Source organism: Nisaea nitritireducens, assembly GCF_014904795.1.
In the GTDB taxonomy this organism is placed as follows: Bacteria; Pseudomonadota; Alphaproteobacteria; order Thalassobaculales; family Thalassobaculaceae; genus Nisaea; species Nisaea nitritireducens.
In genome coordinates this window covers 39720-55178 of record NZ_JACZFS010000047.1, presented here as the reverse complement: position 1 = coordinate 55178, position 15459 = coordinate 39720, and the positions used below count along the sequence as shown (strand labels likewise).

16 protein-coding genes are annotated in these 15459 nt (G+C 60.5%); 10 read left to right on the top strand and 6 right to left on the bottom strand.

All coding sequences use genetic code 11. From position 1 onward, the window contains the following. Window positions 1-192 precede the first annotated feature (192 nt). Window positions 193-396 carry a 30S ribosomal protein S21 gene (rpsU, locus tag IG629_RS16110; RefSeq protein ID WP_028467376.1) on the top strand — a complete coding sequence of 68 codons (204 nt, stop codon included), beginning with the start codon at window positions 193-195 and terminating at the stop codon, window positions 394-396. 103 nt (window positions 397-499) lie between these two features. On the opposite strand, the gene IG629_RS16105 is transcribed toward rpsU, so the two are convergent. After that, window positions 500-1204: a TIGR00266 family protein gene (locus IG629_RS16105; protein ID WP_193172959.1), complete on the bottom strand. Its 705-nt coding sequence runs from the start codon at window positions 1202-1204 to the stop codon at window positions 500-502. Between the two features lie 144 nt (window positions 1205-1348). On the opposite strand from IG629_RS16105, the gene bmt reads away from it, so the two are divergent. The 8 genes from bmt (at window position 1349) to IG629_RS16065 (ending at window position 9407) form a co-directional block, all read left to right on the top strand. Further along, window positions 1349-2374 (top strand): betaine--homocysteine S-methyltransferase, encoded by a 1026-nt coding sequence (bmt, locus tag IG629_RS16100; RefSeq protein WP_193172958.1) that lies wholly within the window; start codon window positions 1349-1351, stop codon window positions 2372-2374. 348 nt (window positions 2375-2722) lie between these two features. Beyond that, the gene (locus tag IG629_RS16095) at window positions 2723-3535 is read left to right on the top strand and encodes a phosphoadenylyl-sulfate reductase (RefSeq protein ID WP_193172957.1); all 813 of its coding nucleotides are present in this window, start codon (window positions 2723-2725) and stop codon (window positions 3533-3535) included. 197 nt (window positions 3536-3732) lie between these two features. Then, window positions 3733-4575: a ferredoxin--NADP reductase gene (locus tag IG629_RS16090; RefSeq protein ID WP_319025107.1), complete on the top strand. Its 843-nt coding sequence runs from the start codon at window positions 3733-3735 to the stop codon at window positions 4573-4575. A 194-nt stretch (window positions 4576-4769) separates the two neighbouring features. After that, on the top strand, window positions 4770-5330 hold the full coding sequence (locus IG629_RS16085; protein ID WP_193172956.1) for a response regulator: 561 nt from the start codon (window positions 4770-4772) through the stop codon (window positions 5328-5330). Window positions 5331-5477: 147 nt separating this feature from the next. Further along, on the top strand, window positions 5478-6905 hold the full coding sequence (locus IG629_RS16080) for a circularly permuted type 2 ATP-grasp protein (RefSeq protein WP_193172955.1): 1428 nt from the start codon (window positions 5478-5480) through the stop codon (window positions 6903-6905). Beyond that, a complete protein-coding gene (locus IG629_RS16075; RefSeq protein WP_028467371.1) occupies window positions 6905-7846 on the top strand; it encodes an alpha-E domain-containing protein in 942 nt (313 codons plus the stop codon). The genes IG629_RS16080 and IG629_RS16075 overlap by 1 nt, the downstream gene beginning before the upstream one ends. 2 nt (window positions 7847-7848) lie before the next feature. Further along, window positions 7849-8649 carry a transglutaminase family protein gene (locus IG629_RS16070; RefSeq protein ID WP_028467370.1) on the top strand — a complete coding sequence of 267 codons (801 nt, stop codon included), beginning with the start codon at window positions 7849-7851 and terminating at the stop codon, window positions 8647-8649. A 26-nt stretch (window positions 8650-8675) separates the two neighbouring features. After that, window positions 8676-9407, top strand: a complete 732-nt coding sequence (locus tag IG629_RS16065; RefSeq protein WP_193172954.1) for a proteasome-type protease — start codon at window positions 8676-8678, stop codon at window positions 9405-9407. A gap of 7 nt (window positions 9408-9414) precedes the next feature. Here IG629_RS16065 and IG629_RS16060 read toward each other — a convergent pair whose 3' ends face one another. From IG629_RS16060 to IG629_RS16045, 4 genes are all read right to left on the bottom strand, one after another. Then, window positions 9415-9759, bottom strand: coding sequence for a VOC family protein (locus IG629_RS16060; RefSeq protein ID WP_319025114.1), 345 nt, complete (start codon window positions 9757-9759; stop codon window positions 9415-9417). A gap of 16 nt (window positions 9760-9775) precedes the next feature. Beyond that, window positions 9776-10246 (bottom strand): MOSC domain-containing protein, encoded by a 471-nt coding sequence (locus IG629_RS16055; RefSeq protein WP_193172952.1) that lies wholly within the window; start codon window positions 10244-10246, stop codon window positions 9776-9778. 219 nt (window positions 10247-10465) lie between these two features. Further along, on the bottom strand, window positions 10466-12673 hold the full coding sequence (locus tag IG629_RS16050; RefSeq protein WP_193172951.1) for a xanthine dehydrogenase family protein molybdopterin-binding subunit: 2208 nt from the start codon (window positions 12671-12673) through the stop codon (window positions 10466-10468). Window positions 12674-12676: 3 nt separating this feature from the next. Continuing rightward, the gene (locus IG629_RS16045; RefSeq protein ID WP_193172950.1) at window positions 12677-13135 is read right to left on the bottom strand and encodes a (2Fe-2S)-binding protein; all 459 of its coding nucleotides are present in this window, start codon (window positions 13133-13135) and stop codon (window positions 12677-12679) included. A 138-nt stretch (window positions 13136-13273) separates the two neighbouring features. Between IG629_RS16045 and IG629_RS16040 the strand changes: the two genes are divergently transcribed. Continuing rightward, a complete protein-coding gene (locus IG629_RS16040; protein ID WP_028467364.1) occupies window positions 13274-14191 on the top strand; it encodes a LysR family transcriptional regulator in 918 nt (305 codons plus the stop codon). Here the strand turns inward: IG629_RS16040 and IG629_RS16035 are convergent. Then, window positions 14188-15405 (bottom strand): winged helix-turn-helix domain-containing protein, encoded by a 1218-nt coding sequence (locus tag IG629_RS16035; protein WP_028467363.1) that lies wholly within the window; start codon window positions 15403-15405, stop codon window positions 14188-14190. The two genes, IG629_RS16040 and IG629_RS16035, sit on opposite strands and share 4 nt — an antisense overlap. Window positions 15406-15459 lie beyond the last annotated feature (54 nt).

Here is a 15459-nt window from a genome sequence, read left to right as displayed (position 1 = left end):
TGTGCGTGCGTCAGATTGGCGCCGAGAACAGATTGCAATGCCGCCATGCAAAAGCCGCGTGATTTATGCACGCTCGGCCTTTGCAAGCGGCAATCTCTTGTGATACACACCGCGTTCTTGTCTCAGGGGGGCGAATTTCCCCGGGGCATACTGCGTTCTGAATTCGCACAATTGTTTTGGAGGTCGGGTTTCGTGCATGTAACGGTCCGCGATAACAATATTGATCAGGCACTGCGCGCGCTTAAGAAGAAGATGCAGCGCGAAGGTGTCTTTCGGGAAATGAAGCTGCGCCGCAACTTTGAGAAGCCGTCCGAAAAGCGGGCGCGCGAGAAGGCTGAAGCCGTCCGCCGCTACCGCAAGCTGATGCGCAAGCGCATGGAGCGCGAGGGCTTCTAGAGCTTCAGGGCTTCGCCGCTCCGGCGGCTAACTACCCGATCCAAACACGGAACCGCCCTCGCATGCCGAGCGGCGGTTTTTGTGTTCCCGGATTTTGCCTCGATCAGTCGCTCTCTTTCGGCATCAGCCGGGCCAGCGACATGGCGAGTTCGGCAATCGGCTGGGTCTGCACGATGACGCGGCCGGGGCCCGTGACGTGTGTCACAAAGATCCCCTCACCACCGAACACCAAATTCCTGATGCCTTTCTGGAAAGCAATGTCGTAGTCGCACGTTCCGGAGAAACCGACGAGGCAGCCGGTATCGACGGTGATTCGTTGCCCCGCGGCAAGTTCACGCTCCACCAGTGTGCCGCCGGCATTGAGGAAGGCGAGACCGTCGCCCTCCAGCTTCTGCAGGATCAGTCCCTCGCCGCCGAAGAAGCCCGCGCCAAGCTTGCGGGTCAGCGCGATGGAGACATCGACGCCGCGGGCGCTGCAGAGATAGGCATCCCTCTGACAATAGAAGAGACCGTCATTCTGGCTGAGGTCCATGGCCCGGATCTGCCCCGGCATGGAGCCGGCAAAGGACACATCCTGCCGTTCATCGCCTTCGTTCACGAAATAGGTCAGAAACAGACTCTCGCCGGAGAACTTGCGGAACAGTCCGCCAAGCAGACCGCCGGACAGCTCCGTGGTCATTTTGATGTGCTGGTCCATCAACACCATGGCGCCGGCCTCGGCCTGCACCGCCTCGCCAGGGTCCAGGGTGACTGTCAGGAGCGGGGCGTGATCCCCTTCGATCCGGTAGTCGATAACATCGGCGGCCATAAGAACTCCTGTCGGTGCGGATAAACCGGCGGTCAACGACACATAGTGTCGGCATGTGCGCAATCAACGTGATTACAATCCGGTATTCAGACCGGTAATGCTGCCCTACCAATCAGAGACAAGTCCAGCTTCGGGACCGCCGCCATGACAAATCTTCTCTCCGAAATGCTTGCAACCCGCCCCTGGCTGCTGGCCGACGGCGCCACCGGCACGAACCTGTTCGCACGCGGCCTGCAACATGGCGACGCACCGGAGCTGTGGAATCTGGAAGAGCCTGAAAAAGTCCGGGCACATTACCGGGACTTCATTGAGGCAGGCAGTGACATCGTCCTGACCAACACATTCGGCGGCACGGCGAACCGGCTGAAGCTGCACAAGCTGGAAGACAAGGTCTACGAGATCAACAAGGCAGCCGCCGAACTGCTCGCGGCGGAAATTGCCGAGAGCGGCCGGACGATCGTCAATGCCGGCAGCGTAGGACCGACTGGCGACCTTTACGAGCCGCTGGGCCCGCTTACCATAGAAGACGGAAAGAACGCCTTCGCCGCCCAGATGCGCGGCCTGAAGGATGGCGGTGCCAATGTTGCCTGGATCGAGACCATCTCCTCCGAAGAGGAGCTGACGGCCGCACTGGACGCAGCGGACGAGGTCAGCATTCCGGCGGTCTGCACTCTCTCTTTCGATACCAATGGCCGCACCATGATGGGCATGACGCCCCAGCGCCTGGTGGAGATGATGCATGCGCGCGCCGTGAAACCGGTCGGCTTTGGCGGCAATTGCGGCACCGGTGCGTCGGACCTGCTCGTCGGCCTGCTCAGCGCCCGCGAAAGCCTCGCAGCTGACGACATTCTGATCTCCAAAGCCAATTGCGGCATTCCGGTCTTCGAGGACGGCGAAGTCCGCTACAACGGCACCCCGGAGCTGATGCAGGCCTATGCCGGTCTCGCGGTCGATCTCGGCGCCCGGATTATCGGCGGCTGCTGCGGCACCACGCCGGAGCATGTCCGTGCCATGCGGCAGGCACTGGAAGGCCACACCAAGGGCGGCACTCCCGACATGACCGCCATCGTGGCGGCTTGCGGCACCCTGACAGGGGCCACAGCCGAACTTCTCGGCGATGGAGAGAGCAAAGAATCTTCTCGCCAGCGCCGTGGCCGCAGACGGAATTAATCCGGCGAAAGCCGATCCGGGAACGGTTCGGTTTATTTAACTTTTCCGCCTTTTCAGCACGTTGACCCTCCCCCGCACCGTCCTTACCTTCAGGATCGGAACGGATAACCATTCCCGCGGGATTTGACAGGGCAGCTTGCATCCGCGTCACCAACTGCTAAAGCGCCACGGGTACGTTCCCGTGGGCCCGAACCGAGTGGCGGGCATGCCGCGTCCTACGCGGTCTTGCATGACCTGAGTGATGAAAAAGACGGACCGATTCCGTCAACGGGCCGTCTTGTCCAATTGGTGGGGCATGCCCAATCGCTGAGGGACGCCTGCGAGCGACGCTGGAAGGATAGAACGAGCATGGCGCAAGCAATCGAACGGATACACGAGGACACTGTCTCCCGGTCCTGGGACCAGAGCGAAGCAGAAACGGCGGCTCTGCACCGGCGGTTGAGCGATGAATATGGAAGCCTGAACGAGCAAGATATGCTCGCCGCCCTGACCGAAGAGGAATTTCCCGGCCGCAGCGCTGTGATCGCCTCCTTCGGCACGGAATCCGCCGTGCTGCTGGATATCGTCGCGTCAGTGAACAAGAACCTGCCGGTGATCTTCATCGATACCGGAAAGCATTTCGAGGAGACCCTGCGTTATCGAGACCAGCTGGCAGCCCGGCTGGGCCTTACCGATATCCGCAACGCCACCCCGTCGACCGCGCTGATCCGGCGTCAGGACCGGGACGGCACGCTCTGGCAGAGCGATCCCGATGCCTGCTGCAACCTTCGCAAGGTTTTGCCGATGCGCCAGGCCATCCAGCCGTTCGGCCTAATCATCACCGGTCGCAAACGCGCCCATGGCGGCCTGCGTTCCGAAATCGAGATGATCGAGCAATTCGGCGAACGCATCCGCCTGAACCCGCTCGCGGATTGGGATGCGTCCAGGATCGATACCGAATTCACCGTCCGGGACCTGCCGCGCCACCCGTTGCAGGCACAGGGCTACACATCAATCGGCTGCGCGCCTTGCACCGACCCCGCCGCTGTCGGTGGTGACGTCCGCTCCGGTCGCTGGGCGCAATCCGACAAGACGGAATGTGGCATCCACTTCAACGCCGACGGCTCCGTAAGCCGTGGCGACCAGCAAGATCGGAACAACCGGAATCAGGCAGCCGCCTGATCCTCTTTCAACCATCTCAGAGCCATGCAACGGCACGGACCGAAGGTCCCATCCCGCATGGAAAGATTGATCCCGGCGACCGCCAACGCTAGAAAACGGCGGTCGTCGTCCTTTCAACGGGCCGACAAAATCCAGATCGCCGGATCATGACCGGCGGTACCGGTGCCAGCCGGCCCTCGCAACAGGTGAGCAGGTAAATGAACATGATGGACAGTCACGCGGCGACTCCCGCCAGCGCCGAAGAGCGCGGCACCGGCGGCTTTCCGATCCCGGACGGTGTCTTCGCCGAAACCGTGACCGAAGTGCAGCACTATACGGACCGCCTGTTCCGCTTCCGCATGACCCGGCCGCAAAGCTTCCGGTTCCGCTCCGGCGAGTTCGTCATGATTGGTCTGCCGAACGCGGAGAAGCCGGTCTATCGCGCTTATTCCATCGCCAGCCCGTCCTGGGACGAGGCACTCGAATTCTACTCCATCAAGGTTCCGGACGGCCCGCTCACCGAGCATTTACAAAAGATCCAGCCGGGCGACACCGTGCTGATGCGCAAGAAGCCGACCGGCACACTGGTCAATGACGCCCTGACCCCGGGCAAACGGCTCTACATGTTCTCCACCGGCACCGGCATCGCGCCCTTCGCCTCCGTAATCCGCGATCCGGAGACTTACGAGAAATTCGACGAGCTGATTCTGACCCATACCTGCCGGGAAGTTGCGGAGCTGGATTACGGCAAGGATCTTGTTACCTCGCTGAAAGAGGACGAGGTATTCGGCGAGCTTGCCCGGGCCCAGCTCACGCTCTATTCCACCACGACCCGCGAAGAGAGCCCGAAGATGGGCCGCATCACCGATCTTATGGAAAGCGGCAAGCTCTATGAGGATCTGGGTGTACCGCCGCTCAATCCGGAAACGGATCGCGGCATGATCTGCGGCTCCATGGCGATGCTGAAAGACGTCAAGGAGCTTCTGGAGAAATCTGGCCTGAACGAAGGTGCGAACAACAAGCCTGCCGAATTCGTGGTCGAGCGCGCCTTCGTCGGCTGACGGCACGACGCATTCCGGCGTCATTTGGCGCCGGAATGCCTACCGACGACCAATCCCAAAAATCCGAAAATTCCCGCGTTTGAACCCGCCCTATTAAGTTCGGCTTAATACTCGGTTTGTAAAATGGCCTTGCCCGCTCGAAAAGCGGAGCCACGTTATAAACCAGGTATGAGCAGAAGCACTCAGGTGGTGGCATGATCAAGGGATGGGAAGTATTCGGGGCTGGCATGGGATCGTATAGGCCATACGCAAACAACATCGAAGAAGACGATGATGCGCTGGTTTTCATGGATGAGGACTCAGACGTCGAAGAGGATGCCGAGTGCGGTCCAGAGAGCCAGATGCCGTGGCGCATTCTCATTGTCGATGACGATGCGGACGTACATCAATCGACACTGTTCGCTCTCGGCGGAGAGATGATGCTCGGCCGCCCGCTCCATTTTCACCACGCATATTCCGGCGCCGAAGCGATCGACGTTCTGGGCAAATGCGACGGTATCTCGGTCATCCTGCTTGACGTGGTGATGGAAACACCGGACGCAGGCCTCAAGCTGGCGCATTATATCCGGGAAACACTGTGTCAGGACGATATCCGGATTATTCTGCGCACCGGACAGCCGGGTTTAATGTCCGAACGGGAAGCCAGAGAGAACGACGAGATCAACCGCTATGTCCTGAAATCACAGATCACCCGATCTATGCTGATGGATGTGGTGAGCTCGGAACTTCTCGAATATCTAGGCTCGGAAGCCTAACGAACCAGCCCAGCGAATGCCTTTGGAAACTGCGACTTTTCCGGGCAGAAAAAAGCCACCCAAAACCAACTCTGACAGCGCAATTATCGCCCACCGGGAATCTTCGCACTTGCGAAATACCCAGATAAATTGCTCTAATTTCGAACAATGTCAGAAAGCAAAAACGATTACGATGAGATGTTCGGTGGCGGAGGCGATGTCCGCGAGCCGTATCGCGAGTATCATGACTGGGTCAACTCAGAGGATCCGGGTCAGCTGCTCAGAAAATCGGCAGAAGCGGAGACTTTTTTCCGCCGGACCGGCATCACTTTCAATGTCTATGGTGATACGGAGAACACGGAACGGCTGATCCCGTTCGACGTCGTTCCACGCATCCTCTCGGCGTGGCAATGGTCCAAGCTGGCGCGTGGTATCGAGCAGCGTGTAAGGGCCATCAACGCGTTCCTCTACGATCTCTATCACCAGCAGGAGATCATCAAGGCCGGGCGCATACCGGAACGGCTGATCGCCGAAAACAGTGCCTTCGAGCCGAAAATGATCGGCGTCAATCCACCGGGTGGCGTCTACACACATATCGTCGGTATCGATCTGGTGCGTACCGACGACAATGAATTCTTCGTGCTTGAAGACAATGCCCGCACGCCTTCCGGCGTCTCCTACATGCTGGAGAACCGGGAAACCATGATGCAGATGTTCCCGGAGCTGTTCTCGCGCATACCGGTGCAGAATGTCGGTGACTATCCAAAGAACCTGCGGCGTACCCTCGCACGCTCCGCGCCGAGCGCCTGTAATGGCCGGCCGACCATCGCGGTGCTCACGCCCGGCATCCACAATTCCGCCTATTTCGAGCATTCCTTCCTGGCCGACCAGATGGGCGCCGAGCTGGTCGAGGGGCACGACCTGCGCGTGATCGACGGCCGCGTTGCCATGCGGACCACACGCGGTTACGAGCCGATCGACGTGATCTACCGCCGGGTCGATGACGAGTATCTCGACCCGATGAATTTCAATCCGGACTCCATGCTGGGCGTGCCGGGCATTCTGGATGTCTACCGATCCGGCGGCATCACCATCGCGAACGCGCCGGGCACCGGTGTGGCGGATGACAAGGCCGTCTATTCCTACATGCCGGATATCGTCGAGTTCTATACGGGCGAGACGCCGATCCTGAAGAATGTCGATACCTGGCGCTGCAGCGAGCCGGACTCGCTTGCCTATGTCCTCGACAATCTGGAACAGCTGGTCGTCAAGGAAGTACACGGCTCAGGCGGTTACGGCATGCTTATCGGCCCCGCCGCCAGCAAACGTGAGATTGCCCGCTTCCGGAAACTGCTGAAAACCAGGCCGGAAAATTACATCGCCCAACCGACTCTGGCGCTGTCCACGGTTCCGATCCTGACCAAGGCCGGTCTTGCTCCGCGCCACGTCGATCTTCGCCCGTTCGTCCTGGTCTCTCCCGACCGGATCGACATCACGCCCGGCGGCCTTACCCGTGTGGCCCTGAAAAAGGGTTCTCTCGTGGTGAATTCAAGTCAGGGCGGCGGGACCAAGGACACCTGGGTGCTGGAGGACTGATGCTCGGCAAATCCGCAGGCGGCCTGTTCTGGATGTTCCGCTATCTTGAGCGCAGCGAAAATCTCGCGCGCCTTCTGGAAGCCGGCTTCCGCATCGCCCTCACCCGCTCAAGCGCGGCGACCAGTGAATGGCAATCCGTGATCGCCACCGCCGGCGTGACGGAAGGCTTCGTTGCCCGCCACAGCGAGTACAATGCTCCGAACGTTGTCGATTTCCTGCTCCGCGACCGGGACAACACCTCAAGTGTCCGCTATGTCATTGAGCAGGCACGGACGAACGCCAGACTGGTACGCACCGCGCTGACCCGGGAGGTCTGGGAAGCAACGAACGAATGCTGGATGGTGCTGGATCAGGCTCTGCAGCGGCCGATCCGGGAACGGGACCTGCCGTCCGTTCTGGCAACCATCAAACAGCAGAGCACACTGGTGCGCGGCACGCTCGTCGGCACCATGCTGCGGAACGATATCTATAATTTCGCCCGCCTCGGCACCTTCATCGAGCGGACCGACAACACAGCGCGCATTCTGGACGTGAAATACTACGTCCTGCTACCGTCTCTCTCCCATATCGGCTCGTCACTGGACAATGTGCAGTGGGAGACGATATTGCGCTCCGTCTCTGCAAACAGGTCCTACCGATGGCTGAACGGCGAGGATATCAACCCGACCAGCATTGCTGATTTCCTGATCCTCGACCGCTCGATGCCCCGGTCCATTGCCCATTGCATGGAAGAGATCGTGGATAACCTGGACCAGCTCTCGAACCGCTACGGCGAACGCAGCGAATGCGCGGAGCAGGCAACGGAAATGTTCAGCAAGCTGGACAGGCAACCCATTGACTCTATCCTAGCCTCCGGGCTGCACGAGTTTCTGAAAGGTTTCATTCAGGATACCGGGCAACTCAGCGGCCAGATCGAACAAGATTATAGATTTTATAGCTGATCATGCGTCTCAGGATCTCCCACAGGACAAGCTATCACTATGATACGCCTGTCCATTTCGCACTCCAGCAGCTTCGCAAGACGCCGCGTCCGTCACCTATGCAGTCGATTGTGAACTGGAATGTGAGTCTCGAAGGCGCCAAACAGGAACTCAGCTTTACAGACCAGCACGCCAATCACGTTATCCTGAGCAGTATCGAACCCGGCCAGAGCGAAATGACGATCCTCTGCGAAGGCGAGATCGATACGCACGAGACCCACGGTGTGCTCGGATTTGAAGTGCAGCATGCTCCACTCTGGTATTACCGCCGCGAAACCCCTGCCACGCTGGCCGGACCCGAACTGAGAAAGCTGCTGAAGTCGCTCCGGGAGGAGAAATCCGATCTTACCCGGATGCATATGCTTTCGGCCCTGATTCGCGAACGGGTCGCCTACGAGACCGGCCGGACCGAGGTGACCACAACCGCGGAAGAAGCTTTGAAGGCGGGGCATGGTGTTTGTCAGGATCACACCCATATACTGATCGCCGCAGCCCGTGAAATTGGGTTTCCGGCCCGCTATATCAGCGGTTATCTCATGATGGACGACCGGATTGATCAGGAAGCGGCGCATGCTTGGGCGGAGGTCTTCCTTGCCGATATCGGCTGGGTTGGGTTCGACGTCTCGAATGTCATTTCGCCCGATCAACGATATGTTCGTGTCGCCTGTGGTTTGGATTATAAAGAAGCGGCACCTGTGTCCGGGATGCGTTTCGGCGATAGCGTCGAATCCTTCTCCGTTAGCCTCCAGGTGGAACAACAGTAACCGCGCGTTCGGAGCACACTAAAAGAATGACCTACTGCGTCGGCCTTCGGCTGGAGAAGGGTCTCGTGTTCATGTCGGACACTCGTACCAATTCGGGTGTCGATAACATTTCCCAGTTCAAGAAACTGTTCACCTGGTCGAAGCCCGGTGAGCGGGTGATCACCATGATGACCGCCGGCAATCTGGCGACGACACAGACGGTCGTCAGCATGCTCGACGAGCGCACAAAGGCGCCCGAAGACCGCAACCCGTCCATTCTGGACGCACCGTCCATGTTCGATGTCGCCCGGCAGGTCGGCGAGTTGCTGCGCGATGTCATCCGGACCGCCTCGCCCACGGGCGAGCGTGCGGATTCCACCTTCGATGCGACCATCATGCTCGGCGGCCAGATCCGTGGCGGCGGCGCCCGCCTGTTCCTGATCTATCCGGAAGGCAACTTCCTGGAAGCCTCGGAGGACACACCTTTCTTCCAGATCGGCGAGACCAAGTACGGCCGCCCCATCATCCTGCGCGCGTTCGAGCCGACGATGACCTACGAGGAAGCCGTCAAACTCCTGCTGGTTTCTTTCGACTCGACCGTGAAGGCCAACCTCTCCGTCGGCCTGCCGATCGATGTCATGACTTACGAAGAAGACAGCTTCGAGATCGGTCACGAGCGCCGGATCACTGCTGACGACCCGTACTACCTGACCATTTCACAAGGTTGGGGCGATGCGCTGAAAAGCGCCTTCAACGCACTGCCGGACTTTCATTTCTGAGTTCGCCTCAGAGATGCGTCAGCACGTTCACGAGCCGCCCTTCGGGATCACGCAGATAGAAACGGCGCACGCCCCAAGGCTCGTCAGCCGGGCCGTACTCGATCTCGTAACCGGCTGCCTTCACCTTTTCCAGCATCCCGTCGAGGTCGTCCACCTCGACGGAGATGTCTGGCACCGGCGCACCTGAACCGCCTTCGCGCATCAAGCTGAACTGCACCCGCATATGCTCTTCAGAGCCCAGGGTTGCGATCCAGCCGAGATCCATCTCCAGTTCAAGATCGAACAGATCGCGATAAAATTTCGTAGTCGCGGCCACATCCGGGACCGCGAGATTTGCGACGATCCGCTTCACACTCAAGACACCCTCCTCATTCCGCCGGTTCGACCGTGTCCCCGGGCCGTATCGTACCGCCCTCGACGATCTCGCAATTGAGGCCGGAGCGATTCAACAACAGCTTGAACAACTTCTTGCCCAGCAGATCGTCGAGATACTTGCAGGGTGTGTTCAGCCGGCCGCCATAAAGCACCACATCACCGACCCGGAAACGTTTGCCGACAAGATGATTGAGCGGCACGCCGGTCACCGTCAGATTGCGGCGGCTTTCGACCGGGGTGAGTTCCATATTGTGATCCCGCGCCAGCGCCGCGAGCGTCTCGCTCTCGATCAGGGTTACCTGCCGGTCGGGCGCCGGTTTGTCCGAATAGGTGCCGGTGCCGAGGAAATACCGATCCCCCTCGATCCCCTGCCCCGCGACGAGTTTTGCTTCCCGCAGCTCGGTCATGGCCTCCGCGCCCTTGGCACAGATGTGAATGTGATCCAGACGACCCTTCCAGGACATGCATTCGCTCCCTCTTTGCATCAGGGAACAGTATCATGGCCTATCGGAACCCACACAGCCGTCATTCCGGCCGGGGAGCCGTGACCCAGGCGATCATAAAGCACAACTCCTCGTTCTCTGGGTCCCTCATCAAGTGCGGGATGACGACGAAAGATGAACATAAAAAAACCGCCGCCCGTTGCCCGGCGGCGGTTCACTTTATTCAGAGTCGCTGTTCAATCAGGCCGACTTGAAGCCCTTCTCGAACGGCAAGGTACGCACCCGCTGGCCGGTTGCCCGGAACACCGCGTTGCCAATGGCCGGGCCAATCGGCGGGACGCCGGGCTCGCCAATACCGGTCGGGCGTTCCGTGCTGGGCACGATATGCACCTCGACCTTCGGCATCCGGTCGATGCGGAGCGGCAGATAGGTGTCGTAGTTGCCCTGATCCACCGCGCCATCCGTCAGCGTCAGTTCTTCCTGCAGGACCGAGCCCAGTCCGAAACCGATACCGCCTTCGACCTGCGCCTTGATCACGTCTGGATTGATCGGCGTGCCGACATCGACGGCCGCCACGACCCGGTGCACGATCACCTGTCCGTCCTCAACCGAAACCTCGGCCAGTTCGGCGACATAAGAGTGGAAGCTCTCATGCACGGCGACGCCCCAATGGTGGCCTTCAGGCAGCTTCTTGCCCCAGTCGGCTTTTTCCGCCGCCAGCCTGAGGACGCCCGCGTGGCGCGGATGGTCCTTCAGCAGGTCGAGACGAAACTGCACCTGATCCGCACCGATCTCGGCGATCACCTCGTCGAGGAACATTTCGGTCGCATAAGCCGTGTGAGTCGAGCCCACCGACCGCCACCAGAGAACCGGAACCCCCACATCCGTGGTGGTCAGCCCAACGCCAAGATTGGGAATGGCGTAAGGCAGGGTGGAGGAGCCTTCAACGGATGTGGCGTCAACGCCATCCTTGATCAGTCCGGCGAAGGGACCGCCCGCAACGATGGACTGGCCGACAATATGGTTGTCCCAGGCCACCAGCTTGCCATCCGCGTCAATTCCGGCACGCATCCGGTGGACATAGGCCGGACGATAGCGGCCGCCGCGCGTGTCGTTTTCGCGGGTCCATTGCACCTTGACCGGCGCCTTCCAGCCAATAGCCTTGGCTATAGCCACCGCCTCGACGATGACATCCGCGTCCGGGGTCGCCCGCCGACCAAAGCCGCCGCCGGTCTTCATGATGTGCATGCGGGTTTTTACCAACTCCACGCCTGCGACCTTTGAGGCCATCTGCTGGTAGAAATCCGGCATCTGGTGGCCGCCCCAGATTTCCAGAACCCCATCGTTGTTCATATGCACAACGGCGTTTAGCGGCTCCATCGCCGCATGGGCGAGATACGGAAATTCGTAGGTCGCTTCCAGCACCTTGGCAGCAGAAGCCAGAGCCGCTTCCGGCTCGCCGTCGGTTCGGGCAACCGCCGTCGGGGCCTTCGTGGCCAGAGCATGATATTCGGCCATGATCTGCGCCGAACCGCGCGTCTCCGCCTTGCTCTCGTCCCAGGTGACGGTGACGAGGTCCCGGCCCTTCAGCGCGGACCACATATCCGTCGCCACCACCGCAATACCCCGGTCGATCGCCACCACGTCGGTGACGCCTTTCAGCGCTTTGGTTTCATCCGCATCGAAGCTGGCAACTGTCGCACCGAATTTCGGCGGGTGGATCATTACGGCGGTCAGCATGCCGGGCAATTTCACATCAATGGTGAAATCCTGCTCGCCTTTGGTCTTGCCGACACGGTCGAACCGCTTCAGATCCGGATTGCCGATCTCCGTCCACTCGGACCTGTCCTTCAACGCGATGGTGTCCGGGATTGTCAGGCCCGCCGCCGGTTTCGCAAAAGCGCCGAAACCGGAAGACTTGCCGGAACCCGCATGGGCAATGACACCCTTGCTGACCGTGATCTCGGACGCCGGAACGCCCCAGGCCTGCGCGGCCGCCTCGACCAGCATCATCCGGGCGGCGGCGCCGGCCTTGCGATACCGGTCCCAGGAAGACGCCATCGAGGTAGAACCGCCGGAACCCTGGAAGCCGCCGCCCCACATGACGTTGCCGTAATGGCGCACGTCCGCCGACGCGCCCTCGACCTTCACCTGTGCCCAGTCCGCGCCCAGCTCTTCCAGAACCAGCGTAGCAATGCCGTGATAGGAGCCCTGTCCCATATCGAATTGCGAGGAATAGATGGTCACCGTGTCGTCTTCGGAAATCGCAATATAGGCCGCGAGTTCATCGCCCTGTTTGGACGGCTCTGTTGCAGCCAGACCGGCAAGCGGCCGGTAGCCAATGGCAAGGCCCGCCGAGGTGGCCGCGGCGGACAGCAGAAAGCCGCGGCGGGAAACCGGTTCGGTCTTCGCGCGCTCGGCAAGTGCATTGAGTTTATGAGACAGCATCGATCAGGCCTCCAGACGGTCGGCGGCGACATGGATCGCGGCGCGAATGCGTTGGTAGGTGGCGCAACGGCAAAGGTTTCCGCTCATCGCCGCGTCGATATCGTCATCCGTCGGCTTCGGCGTTTCCGCCAGCAGTGCGGCCGCCGACATGATCTGTCCGGACTGGCAATAGCCGCATTGCGGCACATCCAGCTCGGCCCAGACTGTCTGGACCGTCTCGGCCACCTTGCCGGAGACGCCTTCGATGGTAGTGACTTTCGCCCCTTCGATATCGCCAAGGAACGTCTGACAGGAGCGCACCGGCGTCCCATCGACATGCACGGTACAGGCCCCGCATTGCGCCAGCCCGCAGCCGAATTTCGTTCCGGTCAGACCGGCATGGTCGCGGATCGCCCACAGCAGTGGAGTATCCGCGTCGGCATCGAGCTGATGCTCGGTGCCGTTCAGATTTAATGTGATCATTTTTCAGCTCTCCCACACGCGCGAAAGCTCGCCGGCGTATCCCCACGCCGCTTTCGTCGCCGTTGGGAGAGAGATGGGTCCTCTTGCGAAAAAGATATCCACCCTTGAACTGCATGTATTGTGCAATATTTTTCAGCAATGCAGAGAGACATCCTCCCCCACCTTCCCGTCGTCCTCGCCGTTGCGCGCCGGGGCGGCTTCGCGGCTGCCGCCAAAGAGCTCGGCATGAGCGCTTCCGCAGTCAGCCATTCCGTCAGGCTGGTTGAGGATCGGCTCGGCCTTCCGCTCTTCGCCCGCACCACCCGCAGCGTCTCACTGACCGACTGGGGACAGCTACTCGTCGATACCACCGGCCCCTCCATTACCGGCATCGACGACGCGCTGGAGCGGTTGAAGTCGGCTCAGGGGCAGGTTTCCGGGTTGCTGCGCCTGACCATTGCCCAGCCCTTTATCGACATGGTGGTGACGCCGGTTATCAGGGAAATGACAAAACGCTACCCGGACCTGACAATTGAGGTTTCGGCGGACAAGCGTCTGATCGACATCGTTGCGGAGAATTTCGATGCCGGTATCCGTCTCGGCGGCACCATCGATCAGGACATGAAGATCCTCCGTCTGTCCCCTCCCTTCCGGACCATCATGGCCGCAGCGCCCTCCTATATCGAGCAGCACGGGCAGCCCGCTTCCATCAAGGACCTGGCGGATCATAACTGCCTCTCATACAGGCATTCGGGCGGGGCACTCTACGATTGGGAGTTGGAGAGCGGCAGCGGAGAGATTGCTGTCCCCTCCGCAGGCAACCTGATCGTGAACGACATGAACGTCGCGATCGATTTCGCGCTGGAAGGGCTGGGTATCATCTACATGTTCGAGCCGAAAATCGCGGCGGAACTGGCAGACGGACGGCTTGTCGAGATCTTGCCGGAAGCCTCTGTCGAGGAAACCGGCCTGTTTCTTTATTTCCCGGACCGGGCAGGAAACAACCCCAAGCTCCGGGCGTTCATCGATACGGCAAAAACAGTTCTGAAACGCCGGGACAATCCCACCATAGGCTAAAGGGCGGCATCGAAGCCGTCTCCTTCGGCCCGATCCAGCCCGAGATATTTCAGCCACCGCAGCAGCTCTGCCTCCATCCGGGCCTTGCGCTGCGCGGTAAGGCTGAGACGTGGTTCTAGCCAGTGCTTGCGCACCCGGAGCACGCCAGCAGGCCGATCGGCCTTCATGTCGATCCGGCCAACCAGCCTGTCGCCTTCCAGCATCGGGAAGACGTAATACCCGTATTCCCGTTTCGCCTCAGGCACGAAGACCTCGATCCGGTAATCGTAGCCAAACAGGCGCTGCAGGCGCTTGCGGTCGCGCAGTGCCGGGTCGAACGGACTGAGGAACCGGATACGGCCGGGCGGTGTCGGTGCGGCGGCCGTCCGGTGAAAGACTTCGGGCCGGGCCAGATGCTGCCGCAGGGTACCGTCCGCATTCTCGACCTCGACCGAAATGGCTGTTTCTGCGGTTTGCTGCTCGGCCCAGGCTTTCGCTTCCGCAGGAGAGATCGCATCCCAATAGGCGGCCAACTCCCCCGGCGTCGCAAAGCCAAGCCGCACAAGGGCGGAACGGCAGGCCCAGTCGATGAATTCCTCGTCATGCACCACCGGCTCGAAATGTTCGGCAGGCACCACGTTGGAGGCGATGTCATAGACCTTCTGAAAGCCTTCACGGGCAGAGACAGCCAGCTCTCCCGTGCGCCAGAGATGTTCGAGCGCGGATTTCGACGGCTTCCAGCCCCACCAGGCCTTGTTCTCGTCGCTGCCATCGTGATGGCTCTCGCCTTCCGTCAGATCGCGGGACCGGACCGGGCCGTTCTCGATGATGTGGGCGCGAATCCGGGCGCAGGTTTCCTCGTAATCCTCGCCAAGCCGTTCCCGCCACCAGTCCCGGCTCATCAGCCGGTCGCGCGTGCGGGCGAATTTCGGCTTCCAGTAGCGGTAGAACTCGACCGGGATAACCGAGGCATCGTGCGTCCAGTTCTCGAACAAGGTCCGTTCCCGCTCGATATGATGGTGCAGCCATTCCGGCTTGTAGGAGGTCGCGCGAGAAAACAGGATGTGATGATGCGCCCGCTCCACAGTGCGGATGCTGTCTACCTGCACGAATCCGATGCGATGGATCAGCTCCGGCAGATCCTTTCGCCTGAACGGCCGGCCGGGAGACTCCGACAGCGCGTGCAGATGGAGAAACAGACGCCGCGCGTCGCGATTGGGTATGATGTCGGCCATGAGGTAAGCTTCTTCCGAATTGCCCTACCGGATCGAAACATAACGTGAACAAAA

What these genes read in the sequence shown, in the direction of transcription:
- IG629_RS16035 (WP_028467363.1), bottom strand. Translation starts at nt 15,405, where the DNA reads ATGGCCGACATCATACCCAATCGCGACGCGCGGCGTCTGTTTCTCCAT.
- IG629_RS16095 (WP_193172957.1), top strand. Translation starts at nt 2,723, where the DNA reads ATGGCGCAAGCAATCGAACGGATACACGAGGACACTGTCTCCCGGTCC.
- IG629_RS16065 (WP_193172954.1), top strand. Translation starts at nt 8,676, where the DNA reads ATGACCTACTGCGTCGGCCTTCGGCTGGAGAAGGGTCTCGTGTTCATG.
- IG629_RS16090 (WP_319025107.1), top strand. Translation starts at nt 3,733, where the DNA reads ATGAACATGATGGACAGTCACGCGGCGACTCCCGCCAGCGCCGAAGAG.
- IG629_RS16055 (WP_193172952.1), bottom strand. Translation starts at nt 10,246, where the DNA reads ATGTCCTGGAAGGGTCGTCTGGATCACATTCACATCTGTGCCAAGGGC.
- IG629_RS16070 (WP_028467370.1), top strand. Translation starts at nt 7,849, where the DNA reads ATGCGTCTCAGGATCTCCCACAGGACAAGCTATCACTATGATACGCCT.
- bmt (WP_193172958.1), top strand. Translation starts at nt 1,349, where the DNA reads ATGACAAATCTTCTCTCCGAAATGCTTGCAACCCGCCCCTGGCTGCTG.
- IG629_RS16040 (WP_028467364.1), top strand. Translation starts at nt 13,274, where the DNA reads ATGCAGAGAGACATCCTCCCCCACCTTCCCGTCGTCCTCGCCGTTGCG.
- IG629_RS16050 (WP_193172951.1), bottom strand. Translation starts at nt 12,673, where the DNA reads ATGCTGTCTCATAAACTCAATGCACTTGCCGAGCGCGCGAAGACCGAA.
- IG629_RS16045 (WP_193172950.1), bottom strand. Translation starts at nt 13,135, where the DNA reads ATGATCACATTAAATCTGAACGGCACCGAGCATCAGCTCGATGCCGAC.
- IG629_RS16080 (WP_193172955.1), top strand. Translation starts at nt 5,478, where the DNA reads ATGTCAGAAAGCAAAAACGATTACGATGAGATGTTCGGTGGCGGAGGC.
- IG629_RS16085 (WP_193172956.1), top strand. Translation starts at nt 4,770, where the DNA reads ATGATCAAGGGATGGGAAGTATTCGGGGCTGGCATGGGATCGTATAGG.
- IG629_RS16075 (WP_028467371.1), top strand. Translation starts at nt 6,905, where the DNA reads ATGCTCGGCAAATCCGCAGGCGGCCTGTTCTGGATGTTCCGCTATCTT.
- IG629_RS16105 (WP_193172959.1), bottom strand. Translation starts at nt 1,204, where the DNA reads ATGGCCGCCGATGTTATCGACTACCGGATCGAAGGGGATCACGCCCCG.